Below are 12,006 nucleotides of genomic sequence, written 5' to 3'. Positions count from 1 at the left end.
CAAAATAAGGTCTTCATCGCATTTAACTAACTCGTTACTGAGTAAACAATAATTTTAGTTTCTGCTGAGATTTTATAAATTATTGACTCAGTCTGACACTTTCTGTGTAACAGAGTGCGAGTTTTAGTTAAGTTCTCTCAAGTGCCTCGAAAACCGTCTTAATTTTTTTTGACGAAAAAAAACTCTCTGAAATGCTGAGTGTGATGCTTTTGCACGTGGAGTAAATCCAATCATCTTATCTGGTGCAAGAGCAGCCTATGTTCTAGGTAGAACATGAATCCAAGGATTGAGAGAGAAGTTATGATTCGATTTAACCTATGTGCAGCTGGAGTTGCTTTAGCGCTATCAGGTGCTGCAGTTGCGGCTCCAACCGCACCAAGTATCGATATGTACGGTTCCAACAACCTTCAGTTTTCTAAAATTGAGCTCGCGATGGAAACCACGTCAGGCTACTACGACATGGTGAAATACCATGAGCAAGCGAAGATTACTGTTAAGTTTAACCAGTGGAGTGGCACACCTGGTGACACTTACAACGTCTATTTTGATGGTGTAAAAGTAGCAAGTGGCCCTATCACTGGTAGCCAAACGACAGCTTTGTTTGAATACGGCCAAGGTGGCTTATACCAAATGGAAATCGAAGCATGTGATGCGACAGGTTGTGCGAAAAGCGCACCAGCTGAAATCACGATTGCAGATACCGATGGTTCTCACCTGAAGCCACTAACGATGAATGTTGATCCAAACAACAAAACCTACAATACCGATCCAAGCGTCGTGATGGGTACGTATTTTGTTGAATGGGGCATCTATGGCCGTGACTACACAGTCGATAATATGCCGGTCGACAACTTGACTCACATCCTTTACGGTTTTATCCCAATTTGTGGCCCAAATGAGTCTGTGAAGTCTGTTGGCGGCAACAGTTTCAACGCGCTACAAACTGCTTGTACAGGTGTGCCTGATTATGAAGTCGTTATCCATGACCCTTGGGCTGCTTATCAGAAGAGCTTCCCACAAGCTGGTCATGAATACAGCACGCCTATCAAGGGTAACTACGCAATGCTAATGGCATTGAAACAACGTAACCCTGATCTAAAAATCATCCCATCGATCGGTGGTTGGACACTGTCTGACCCATTCTTCGATTTCGTGGACAAGAAAAACCGAGACACATTCGTCGCATCAGTTAAGAAGTTCCTGAAAACTTGGAAATTCTACGACGGTGTTGATATCGACTGGGAATTCCCTGGCGGCGGCGGTGCAGCAGCCGATAAGGGCGACCCTGTAAACGATGGCCCAGCATACATCGCACTGATGCGTGAACTGCGCGTAATGCTTGATGAATTAGAAGCTGAGACAGGCCGTACTTACGAGCTAACGTCCGCTATCGGTGTCGGTTACGACAAGATTGAAGACGTAGACTACGCAGATGCAGTTCAGTACATGGATTACATCTTCGCAATGACTTACGACTTCTACGGTGGTTGGAATAACGTTCCTGGTCACCAAACTGCGCTTTACTGTGGTTCATTCATGCGTCCTGGTCAGTGTGACGGTAGTGGCGTTGATGAGAACGGCGAACCGTACAAGGGTCCTGCTTACACAGCAGATAACGGCATCCAACTTCTTCTTGCTCAAGGCGTTCCTGCGAACAAGCTAGTACTTGGTACAGCAATGTACGGTCGTGGCTGGGAAGGCGTAACTCCAGATACGCTAACCGATCCAAACGACCCAATGACAGGTACTGCTACAGGTAAACTGAAGGGCAGCACAGCACAAGGTGTTTGGGAAGATGGCGTAATTGACTACAAAGGCATTAAGTCATTCATGTTAGGTGCAAACAACACTGGCATTAACGGCTTCGAGTACGGCTACGATGCACAAGCAGAAGCACCATGGGTATGGAACCGTACTACGGGCGAGTTGATCACATTTGATGACCACCGTTCAGTGCTAGCAAAAGGTAGCTACGCGAAGTCTCTTGGTCTTGCTGGTCTATTCTCTTGGGAAATTGACGCGGATAACGGTGACATTCTAAACGCGATGCACGAAGGTATGGCTGGTGGTGTGGTTCCTCAACCAAACCGTAAACCAACCGCAGCCGCTGGCGCAGATCAATCGGTAACAGGTCCTGCAAATGTGGTTCTAGATGGCAGCCTGTCAAAAGACTCTGACGGCACCATCGCAAGCTACGCTTGGGAACAAGTATCTGGCACAGCAGTGGTACTAACAGGTGCAAACTCAGCGAAAGCAAGCTTTGATGCAGCAGAAGTTACTGTTGAAGAGCAATTAACTTTCAAGCTGACGGTGTCTGATAACGAAGGTGCAACGGCATCTGACCTCGTTGTAGTAACAGTGAAACCAGCAGGTGTTGTTGACCCAGTGAACAGCGCACCAGTAGCACAAGTTGTTGCTCCAGCAACAGCAAACGCTGGTGACGTTGTGGTTGTAGATGCATCTGCGTCTAGCGATGCAGACAACGATACCCTGACATTCAACTGGACTCTACCTCAAGGTCTGAATGCAACGGTTGAAGGCTCTAAAGTCACGTTCACTGCTGCGGAATACCCGCAAGACACAAGCTTAAGCTTCACTGTAAGTGTGAGCGACGGTAAAGCGTCTTCATCGGCAAGCGCGACTGTGGTTGTTGCACAGTACACAACCGATCCGAACCCTGGTACTTGTGACAACGCATGGGATGCGAGCGCAGTGTACACAGGTGGTAACCAAGTGACTCACGCAGGTAAAACGTGGGAAGCGAAATGGTGGACTCAGGGTGACGATCCTAGCCAATCTGGCGAATGGGGCGTTTGGAAAGAAGTTGGCGTAGCTAACTGTAACTAATTTCAGCCTTGCAGACGTTCTGCTAAATAAACAAAGGACAGCTTCGGCTGTCCTTTTTGGATTTAACCTCTTAACGAAGAGAGCAACACCAGAGACGAAAAAATCTGAGGTGTTACTTTCAAATCGAATTAGCGCAAAACGGAGCGAGTCAATCAGTAAAAGTAAGGGTTACCAAGCACTATCGAGCAAACGGTCAAAACTACTGAAGACTTGCTCACACTTCATCACTCGACCATGCCCCTGACCTTGTGTTGTCACTAACTCAACGTTTTTAATCTCTTCAGCCGCTTTTGCCGAGACACTGTATTTGGTGAACTTGTCTTGCTCATCATGAATAATAATGGTGTGAGACGGACGCTCAGACAAACGCTTCATCGGATCAATGGACTGTAACGGATAACCAAATTGGTCTTCAACTTCTGAAACCACAGCATTAAAAAGCTTCATCGAGTAACCGGAACGTGCAATGCTACCGAATAAGTTCTCTACGTAATTTAATACCGGAGCAATAAGCAGCAAAGGCTTGTTTTCTAATTTGCTGTGTCGGCACTCAAGAGCAGAAGCGGTGCCCATGCTGTGCCCAACTAGGCCAACAATATCCTCGACCGTATCCAACACATCTTCTAATCCTCTGACAAACCCCGGAATGTGCCCATACTGCCCCTCACTCTCACCATGTGCCGGATGATCGTACGCCAAAGCAGTAAACCCTTTCGACGCAATATGTTCCATGAGAGGATAAAACTGACTTGCCGTTCCAGACCAACCATGAGTTAGCACCCAAATAGGTCCAGAGCCCAAAGTATAGGTTTTGATGATGCCTGCATGCCCTTTAATTTCACCTTTGATAAGCCCTTGAGGTTCAATATTTTTAGGTTGCGTACGAGCCGGTGTCAGAAGAAGCTTGCGCGCGGTCTTCTTTGCATGTGACGGGGCCAGTGTATGGTGTAACCGAGTACTAATGTTCACCAAACTGCGCTTAATACTGAAACGTTGCGATGTATTAAAGTAAATTTTTTCACTCATAATCATGTCCTTAACTATCAGCTTTGCACAAAATAGAACGGTCGTGCTTTTTATACTGATAAGAAAGAGCGAACTCAGCCGCTCTTTGTGATTTTATGTCTACGAATCTGGGAAGCGAATAACCGATATTAGCCTTTCCAGCGAGAAAATAAGTTGTCGATCCCTTGCCAAAACAGACGCAAGCTTTCTTGCTCACCTTTAATTGAGTAAAAAACATGCGCACTCAAATAGAGACCGTACAAATCAAACGTTGCTTGGCGTGTATCTAAGTCTGCTGCAAATTCTTGCTTCTCTTTGCCTTTCGCTATTTGGATCTCCAAATAACTCAGCCAAGTGTCTATGGATTTACGCAGTCCGGCCTGAAGCGGGCAATCTTTATCTGCCGTATCATTCCAAGCGTCAAGAAACATACAACTTCCTTGGAATGCGTGATTCCAAGTCATCCAAGAGTCGAGCAACCCTCGAATTTTACGCTCTATATTGCCATCCCCGAGTTCTCGAGCAGGCTCAATAACCCGATCAGCGAACACTTTATTGGCGTGATCAAGCACCGATAGCTGTAAATTCAACTTCGAATTAAAGTGGGCAAACAGACCACTTTTCGACATACCGCATTGCTTGGCTAACTCTCCAATCGTAAGACTTTCTAATCCGTCTTCGCTGGCGATCTCGAAAGCCCGCTGCAGAATAAACTCTTTTGTCACTTTTCCTTTTTGCATAGTCTTATTTTTAGCACGATCGTTCTTTTTTGCAATCTCGAGTTAACTGGTCTAACCATTATTCAGTGCTATTTTCGACTCACGAATCAGGTATTGATTGCGTTAATAGGTTAATAATTAAGAAGTTTGAAGTAAGTCTTAATTTTCAAAACAGCTTCAATGTAAGCGCAAGTCTGTTGACTTTTTCACGTATTACTTCAGTAACAACCTGCTATTTTCACCTAAGTTTTTTATTTAGGTAAACAATGTAATGGCAAAGAAACAAAAAATAGCCAGCTTAGAGTTTGCACGTATCATTGCAATGCTTGCGATTGTGGGTTTGCATTGCCAGATGGCACTGACGTACTGGCAGTGGGATGGGATACCATGGGTTGGCTATATGCTCAACCAACTGGCTCGTTTTGCTGTTCCGCTGTTCTTTCTCATCTCGGGTTATCTAATCCAGCCGAAGTTGAGTCACTCACCTATCGATACTCTTAAGAACTACGCCAAACCGTTAATGAAGGTTTGGCTCATTTGGAGCATGATCTGTTTACTGATGCCATTCCAATGGCAGACGGTCGCTGAGGCAGGGTATCTCGCCGAAAGGCAAGGTTATTGGGGGTACTTAATGTCAACCCCGATCAATTCACTCATCGAAGGCGGACTCGTTCATCTGTGGTTTATTCCGGCTCTGGTCATTGCCGTAGCGTTAATTGCCTTTCTCGTGCATATCAATATGGTGCAACTGATACTGCCAACTGCAGTATTGCTATACATATACGGGGTCTTTGCTGGCAGTTACGCGACCATTACCGACCTGCCAGCGCCTTTCTTTACTCGTAACGGGCCTTTTTTCAGCACGTTGCTAGTTGTTCTGGGTTATTTCGCACGAGAAGCGCAGTGGCGGTGGTCGCGAAACAATACGGTTCGATGCATTATTCTTGGCATAGCACTGCATTTTGGTGAAGCTTACTGGCTGATGCAACATGACATCGCTTTCAACTTGCACGACTTCCTATTCGGTACCGTTATCTGGGCTGTAGGTGTCTTTATGTGGCTTTTGGCTCACCCTCATTTTGGCGACATGCCTTGGGTCTTCAAACTATCTCCTAGCGTGTTAGGAATATATGTTAGCCATCTGCTTATCATAATTGTCATGATGAATGTCGCTGGATTTATCGGGCTGCAACACCTCGCGAAAGATGTGTTTATTTATCCTGCAACGATTGTTGCAACCATACTGCTTGTGAAAGCAATTGACGCTTCACCGTTGAAAAAATGGCTCCTACGCTAAATGCATTCAGCTCTAGATATAGCTAGCTTTAACTCAAAAGGGTTAGAGCTAGCCAGTTAAAAATGAGATTTCTCTCTCACTGACCAATTTTTGACTTTCTAATCCTTCAGAATTTGCTTTCACTCACAAAAAACATTGTTCATTTCCTTTAAATTGGCTCGACTATTACAACATTGCTCATTAAACGGAGGCTGTATGTGGGCAGGTCAAGGACTCGTTCCTTTTTTAGAGATTAGTCACTGGTTAACTTACGGTTTATATGCCGCTGCGGTTTTATTCGGCGCAGCAAGCATTGCGTCACTCAGAAAATAGTGGCGCACACTATCATTTCCTAACTCCTACTGTTAATTCGAGCTCTCTCACAACTAACTCATTCATTTGTGGCTAATATTTCTCCAACCAGACAAAGGAGAAATGTCTATGCCAATCTATCCAATTGTGGCTTTCTGCTGTTTGTTGTTCTCTAGCGCCACCTTTGCTGCATCAACCAATGAACTGAATCTTGTTAATTCTGGTGTCGGTTACGCGGCTCTGATTATCTTTTCGATCGCTTACATACTGGTTATGTTGGAAGAGTATCTGAAAATGAGAAAATCCAAGCCAGTGCTGCTCGCTGCAGGGTTAATTTGGATTCTGATTGGCTACACCTTTGCTCAGCACAACCAGCCTGAAATCGCCAAATCCGCACTAGAACACAACTTGTTGGAATATGCCGAGTTGCTGCTGTTTTTGCTCGTGGCGATGACTTACATCAACGCAATGGAAGAACGCAAACTCTTCGATGCCTTACAGGCGTGGATGGTTGGTAAAGGTTTTGGATTCAAAAAGTTGTTCTGGCTGACGGGGTTTCTCGCTTTTGTCATTTCACCGATTGCCGATAACTTAACTACGGCCCTTTTGATGTGCGCTGTAGTGATGAAAGTCTCTGGTGATAATCCTAAGTTCGTCAATCTTGCTTGTATCAACATTGTTATCGCAGCCAACGCTGGCGGTGCATTCAGCCCATTTGGGGATATTACAACCCTGATGGTGTGGCAAGCCGGTCATGTCAGCTTTGCTGAGTTCATTCCGTTGTTTGTACCGTCATTGGTGAACTACTTGGTTCCCGCGTTTTTGATGTCACTGTTTGTTCCAAACACAAAACCGAATACGATTCACCAACACGTTGATCTAAAACGCGGGGCAAGGCGTATTGTCGCATTATTCATTCTGACTATTGCCACTGCGGTCTCTTTCCACGCCTTGCTGCACTTCCCACCCGTTATGGGCATGATGATGGGCTTGGCGTACTTACAGTTTTTCGGATATTTTTTGCGTCAAACTCTTAAACACTCACTCGCAAAAAAAGCAGCTATGGCAATTGCCAATGGCGATGATCAGGCATTGAAGCGCTTAGGCTCAGTGGTTCCGTTTGATGTGTTTCATCGTGTGTCTCGAGCCGAATGGGACACCTTGTTGTTCTTCTACGGTGTTGTAATGTGTGTTGGCGGTTTAAGTTTACTTGGCTACCTCGAACTGGTTTCAAACGTCATGTACACGCAATGGAACCCTGTCTGGGCAAACGTAATGGTTGGTGTCCTATCTGCAATCGTCGATAACATTCCGGTTATGTTTGCTGTACTGACCATGGAACCAAGCATGTCGATGGGCAACTGGCTACTGGTCACATTAACCGCAGGTGTCGGGGGCAGTTTGCTTTCCATTGGCTCCGCGGCAGGCGTCGCTTTAATGGGAGCCGCACGTGGACAATACACCTTCTTTGGCCACCTAAAGTGGGCTCCCGTCATCGCCTTGGGTTATGCCGCCAGTATTGCGGTACACTTGTGGATGAATAGCGGTTTATTTACTTAAAAGCACCGACAATCAGGTGCTTAACTTGCAACACAACCTAGCGGTCGGATGGATGGTTAACGCCATCCATCACTTCAATCGCTCCCAACTCATATGGGTTGACGCCCTCTAAGCAGCCGACATTATAGCCATACTCACTCGGGTCAGAACGACGCTGATGGTGCGTATAAATTCCGCACTCGCCACAGAAAAAGTGCTTCGCAGTGTGTGTATTAAATTGATACTGCTTCAAGACGTCTTCGCCTTGCACAATACGAATACCGTTCAAAGGTACAGACGCGACAATCGCGCCACGACGTCGACACATAGAACAGTCACACCGTCTCGGTTTCTCAATACCATTGGGTAACGCCAGTTCCAACTCAACTTTTCCACAGTGACAACTCAGTCGATGTAATGTGTTGATTTGGGTGTTGCCAACTTTCTTAATCATAACTTTTCCTTGTTGTTTTTCTATCTGTGTACATTATGTTAAACAGGTTAATATCATCATAATCTCGTCCAAAAACTCGACATCCATCACTTTTCGCGACATTTTATTGGCCGATTTGTTAGTTGCTATTTTGGCGACTGTCTATCGCGTCCGTGAGACGTGTTATCTCCGGCGCGGTTTTTAAACCAAGGAAATTAATTTATGGACAAAGATCATAGCCTAAGAGAGAACCTCTTGGCTCTGACGCTCGGCAGTGCGTTGGTGTCACTTGGGGTGATATTTTTTAGCAAAGTAGGATTGCTCACTGGCGGTACGGCTGGTTTGGCGATCTTCCTAACCAAAGTGAGTGACTTCAGTTTTGGTCAGATATTTTTCGCTCTTAACCTCCCTTTTTATATTTTATCTGTGATGCGCATGGGTTGGCGCTTCACTATCAATACCTTTATTGCGGTTTCGATTGTCTCTTTTGCGGTCGATCATCTGCATCATGTGATTGAGATTTCACGAATCGAACCTTTCTATGCGGCACTTTTGGGTGGTGGGCTGATTGGAATCGGTATGTTGGTAATTTTCCGTCACAAAATGAGTTTGGGTGGCTTTAACATTCTAGCGTTGTACCTTCAGGAACGTTTTGGAGTTCGAGCGGGTAAAGTTCAAATGGCGTTAGATTGTGCCATCGTGGTGATGTCACTGTTCATTGTAGATGTGCACCTTATCGCTCTATCTGTTCTAGGTGCCATCGCAACAAACTTGATTTTGGCGATGAACCATAAACCAGGACGATACCAAGCAAAGGCGCAAGCAGCATAATCATCGCTGCATAGTCAACAACCCTAAAGCCCCCAGCCAGTCGCTCGGGGCTTTTTTCATTCTACGCTAAGATCACGTCAACGAGCTCGTTTTGCAGTGCTGCTGCATCTCCTCATCCAATTTAGCTTTATATTTCTGGCTAAGATGGAAGTGTACTTGCATCAGCAAGTCATGTGCGTGGAACAGCTCAAGCGCGTCGCTACCATGTTGCTGACAAATATCTTCACAGCGCTCAGCATGCACTTTGGCTTCTTGCGGTTTATCCGCTTTAAGCAAGCTCATAGCTAAGCGATACTCTGCGCGCTCTTCTTGCATCCAACCCCCTGCCACTTTCCAATAGTCTAGCGCGAGTGTTGCTGCTTCTAACATCTTCGATGTTTCCATGCACGTGCGCTCAGCCAGCGCTTCGTACTGACATGCTAAGTTGTTCGCAGTGATCGCGATAGCGCGCGCTAATGGCCCTTCTGCATCGTTCGGCGTCATTCCTAACGCTGCCTTCACCAACCATTGACTCGCCAGTTCAAGCTGAACAAGTGCAGAAAGTTCATTCGAAATCAAAGCGTAAACTCGGCGTTGTTCTTGCTCTTCCAATAATTCCATATTGTCAGTGCCATCTACGAAATAGCGCGCAACGGCAATACTGCGTTGAAATGCCAAACTCTCAGCAACCTTGCGTTCATCAAAGTGCTCTAAACAAGTAAGAAACTGTTCTGGGCACTGGAGATGCCCAATAGCGGTATGCAGCATCAATGCGAATATTCGCTCGATTTGGGTAACGTCTTCCACCTCGCTCAGAGCCGTTTCTAGCTGAGCATAAACTTGTTCGGGATTTTCCTCGTGATGCTGCCAACACTCACTCATGAAGGCATCAAAATCCGTTTTGAAAGGCATGTCCTTATTGTCCTTTTTCTATTCGTATAACGAATATGAAACTCTACACTATCGTTACCCCTGTGTAGCACGCTTAATCCCAATATGAGAATCGCCTCACTTAAAGCGGTGTACCTTGCTCCAGCGCGAGCAAACGTTGCTTGCGCTCCACTCCACCTGCATACCCAGTCAGTTTTCCGCTTTTGCCAATAACGCGATGACAAGGTACCACGATAGAAATCGGATTCTTCCCGTTTGCTAACCCAACAGCACGCACAGCTTTAGGGTTACCTATCGCATTCGCGAGATCTTGATAGCTCCACGTTTCCCCATATGGAATGGTCGTTAGTGCCTGCCAAACTTGATTTTGAAAATCAGTGCCTGTCGCTGCAAGGGGCAAGTCGAATTCGTTGCGCAGACCAGCAAAGTATTCATCCAGTTGGGTGACAGCTTGGCGCAAGACCGGATGCTGCTCGTCTCGCACCCCCAGCTCACTCGGCTTAGTGGTGCATGTTTCAAACCAAATGCCAAGTAAGCCCTCAGCGTTCGATTGGATAGTCACCGTTCCTAGTGGACTCGGCATTTCGGTATAAAATGTTTTCATGATTGATTCCATAAGTGAAACGTCGCGTAGCTTCCCCAAGGGGCCGCAGTGTGCGTATTCAGTGATGGGTAACGCTGCATCGCCTTTTTCACCACTAAGTCTTTATCTAGAAAGCAATCGGGTTGAGATTGCCCTCGCAGTTGAGCATAACTGACGGTCCAAGGTCCAATGCCTTTCAAAGCTAGCCACTGCTGGGGGTCAGCTTCTGAGTTGTCCTGCATAAACTGGGCGAAGCGCACTAGCGTCTCTTTACGGCTTTGCGGCATGCGCAAAAAGCTCACGTCGGCGTTCGCAATATCACTGGGAGTCGGGAAAAAACGTTTTTCTGACTCTCCACTAAGTGTGGCCACCAATAAGTTAAGTTGACCAATCGCAGCTTTAACCGACACTTGCTGGCCTAAAATCGCTCTAACCCCTGCTTCCCATGCATTCCATACACCAGGAATACGAATACCTTTACTCGACACGAGCCCAGGCGCAACATACTCCAAATGCTGCTCAACAGTACAAATATCAGCGTCAAGATCGAACATACGACGAATGTCAGACACCAAGTTTTGCAGCTTCGTTACGTCTTCAATTTCAAACGCCAGTTCTAAGTATCCTTCACCTTTTGTCGCTTTAAACCAGGCTTTGCTGTTATCCAAAAAAACGTTGCGCTGATAACTCTCATCCCTCACCTGCTCGACCCCCTCAACCGCTCGTAAACGATAGAAGTCCAACATGTGCGACCAATTCAACTCACCTCGATAAGGTAAGGCAATTCGATTGCAACCCGCACCATCAAACTCTTTACGGCGTACTTGAGAAGGCGTTAGTTTGAGAAACTTTTGAAAAGCATCGTTAAAGCGGCGCGTACTGTTAAAACCTGATGCAAACCCCACGTCGGTGACCGACATAGAGCTGGAGTGAAGCAACTGTTTGGCGAACATTAGTTGCTGATATTGCGCATACTGCTTGGGTGACATACCTAGATACTGCTCAAACAACATACGTAAGTAACGGTCAGAAATCCCAACACGCTCAGCCAATTCTAACACCGAATGGTGATGCAACTCCCCTCTATCAATTAACGAAATCGCTCGTTGAAAGGTCGTCTCGACACCTTTCCATGCCCAAGATCCAGGCGCGCTATCAGGTCGACAACGTAAACACGGACGGTACCCTGCTTGAAGGGCTTGCGTCTTATCAGCGAAATACTCAACATTTTCTTCTTTAGGCAAATTTGCCGGGCAAATCGGACGACAAAAGATTCCCGTTGTTTTTACCGCCACATAAAATCGCCCATCAAAACGACTGTCTCGCGCGACTCGCGCCTTGTGACACTGCTCGAAGGTCAGTGAGGTATGGGGGTGAATAAACATAGTGCTTTCCTTGCTCATGCCTTTTGTCATTTATTGTTCATAGGCATCGTTCAATATAGTGTTATTGTAGCTTGCTTAAGCGCCCACAATTAGCCATTTTCGGAACTCAATATTGAGATTTATTGGCATTAGCGCTTTTGTACACTAAAGTTAGATCCAGAGCATCACAACAACGTCGGCTAAAGGGAATTGGCATGGACTTACAT

At 46.1% G+C, this 12,006-nt stretch carries 10 protein-coding genes; 4 read left to right on the top strand and 6 right to left on the bottom strand.

All coding sequences use genetic code 11. The annotated features are described in order from the left end of the window. The first annotated feature begins 300 nt into the window (after nt 1-300). Nucleotides 301-2,847: a glycosyl hydrolase family 18 protein gene (locus CAG68_RS09190; protein WP_086047586.1), complete on the top strand. Its 2,547-nt coding sequence runs from the start codon at nt 301-303 to the stop codon at nt 2,845-2,847. Nucleotides 2,848-3,015: 168 nt separating this feature from the next. Here CAG68_RS09190 and CAG68_RS09185 read toward each other — a convergent pair whose 3' ends face one another. Then, a complete protein-coding gene (locus CAG68_RS09185; protein WP_017633823.1) occupies nt 3,016-3,873 on the bottom strand; it encodes an alpha/beta hydrolase in 858 nt (285 codons plus the stop codon). A 128-nt stretch (nt 3,874-4,001) separates the two neighbouring features. Further along, nucleotides 4,002-4,592 (bottom strand): TetR/AcrR family transcriptional regulator, encoded by a 591-nt coding sequence (locus CAG68_RS09180; RefSeq protein ID WP_005374416.1) that lies wholly within the window; start codon nt 4,590-4,592, stop codon nt 4,002-4,004. A gap of 250 nt (nt 4,593-4,842) precedes the next feature. Here CAG68_RS09180 and CAG68_RS09175 point away from each other — a divergent pair, with 250 nt between their 5' ends. After that, entirely contained in the window at nt 4,843-5,868 is a 1,026-nt protein-coding gene (locus tag CAG68_RS09175; RefSeq protein ID WP_054729166.1) for an acyltransferase, read from the top strand. A 420-nt stretch (nt 5,869-6,288) separates the two neighbouring features. Beyond that, nucleotides 6,289-7,719 (top strand): sodium:proton antiporter NhaD, encoded by a 1,431-nt coding sequence (gene nhaD / locus CAG68_RS09170; RefSeq protein WP_161441030.1) that lies wholly within the window; start codon nt 6,289-6,291, stop codon nt 7,717-7,719. 37 nt (nt 7,720-7,756) lie between these two features. Here nhaD and CAG68_RS09165 read toward each other — a convergent pair whose 3' ends face one another. Then, the gene (locus CAG68_RS09165) at nt 7,757-8,152 is read right to left on the bottom strand and encodes a GFA family protein (protein ID WP_017821038.1); all 396 of its coding nucleotides are present in this window, start codon (nt 8,150-8,152) and stop codon (nt 7,757-7,759) included. 201 nt (nt 8,153-8,353) lie between these two features. Here CAG68_RS09165 and CAG68_RS09160 point away from each other — a divergent pair, with 201 nt between their 5' ends. Continuing rightward, nucleotides 8,354-8,962, top strand: a complete 609-nt coding sequence (locus CAG68_RS09160; protein WP_005374427.1) for a YitT family protein — start codon at nt 8,354-8,356, stop codon at nt 8,960-8,962. 72 nt (nt 8,963-9,034) lie between these two features. On the opposite strand, the gene CAG68_RS09155 is transcribed toward CAG68_RS09160, so the two are convergent. The 3 genes from CAG68_RS09155 to CAG68_RS09145 form a co-directional block, all read right to left on the bottom strand. After that, nucleotides 9,035-9,853 (bottom strand): hypothetical protein, encoded by an 819-nt coding sequence (locus CAG68_RS09155; RefSeq protein WP_054729161.1) that lies wholly within the window; start codon nt 9,851-9,853, stop codon nt 9,035-9,037. 100 nt (nt 9,854-9,953) lie between these two features. Continuing rightward, on the bottom strand, nt 9,954-10,436 hold the full coding sequence (locus tag CAG68_RS09150; protein ID WP_005374431.1) for a methylated-DNA--[protein]-cysteine S-methyltransferase: 483 nt from the start codon (nt 10,434-10,436) through the stop codon (nt 9,954-9,956). After that, the gene (locus tag CAG68_RS09145) at nt 10,433-11,800 is read right to left on the bottom strand and encodes an AlkA N-terminal domain-containing protein (RefSeq protein WP_054729158.1); all 1,368 of its coding nucleotides are present in this window, start codon (nt 11,798-11,800) and stop codon (nt 10,433-10,435) included. The genes CAG68_RS09150 and CAG68_RS09145 overlap by 4 nt, the downstream gene beginning before the upstream one ends. Nucleotides 11,801-12,006 lie beyond the last annotated feature (206 nt).

Origin of the sequence: Vibrio sp. V42_P2S4T144 (genome assembly GCF_009904715.1) — a bacterium.
GTDB classification, from domain to species: Bacteria; Pseudomonadota; Gammaproteobacteria; order Enterobacterales; family Vibrionaceae; genus Vibrio; species Vibrio alginolyticus.
The sequence above is the reverse complement of the archived record's forward strand: the minus strand, read 5'-3'. Positions and strand labels throughout refer to the sequence as shown.

Coding starts and splice junctions, on each gene's coding strand:
- CAG68_RS09185 (WP_017633823.1), bottom strand. CDS start 3,873: ATGAGTGAAAAAATTTACTTTAATACATCGCAACGTTTCAGTATTAAG.
- CAG68_RS09150 (WP_005374431.1), bottom strand. CDS start 10,436: ATGAAAACATTTTATACCGAAATGCCGAGTCCACTAGGAACGGTGACT.
- nhaD (WP_161441030.1), top strand. CDS start 6,289: ATGCCAATCTATCCAATTGTGGCTTTCTGCTGTTTGTTGTTCTCTAGC.
- CAG68_RS09160 (WP_005374427.1), top strand. CDS start 8,354: ATGGACAAAGATCATAGCCTAAGAGAGAACCTCTTGGCTCTGACGCTC.
- CAG68_RS09190 (WP_086047586.1), top strand. CDS start 301: ATGATTCGATTTAACCTATGTGCAGCTGGAGTTGCTTTAGCGCTATCA.
- CAG68_RS09165 (WP_017821038.1), bottom strand. CDS start 8,152: ATGATTAAGAAAGTTGGCAACACCCAAATCAACACATTACATCGACTG.
- CAG68_RS09155 (WP_054729161.1), bottom strand. CDS start 9,853: ATGCCTTTCAAAACGGATTTTGATGCCTTCATGAGTGAGTGTTGGCAG.
- CAG68_RS09145 (WP_054729158.1), bottom strand. CDS start 11,800: ATGTTTATTCACCCCCATACCTCACTGACCTTCGAGCAGTGTCACAAG.
- CAG68_RS09175 (WP_054729166.1), top strand. CDS start 4,843: ATGGCAAAGAAACAAAAAATAGCCAGCTTAGAGTTTGCACGTATCATT.
- CAG68_RS09180 (WP_005374416.1), bottom strand. CDS start 4,592: ATGCAAAAAGGAAAAGTGACAAAAGAGTTTATTCTGCAGCGGGCTTTC.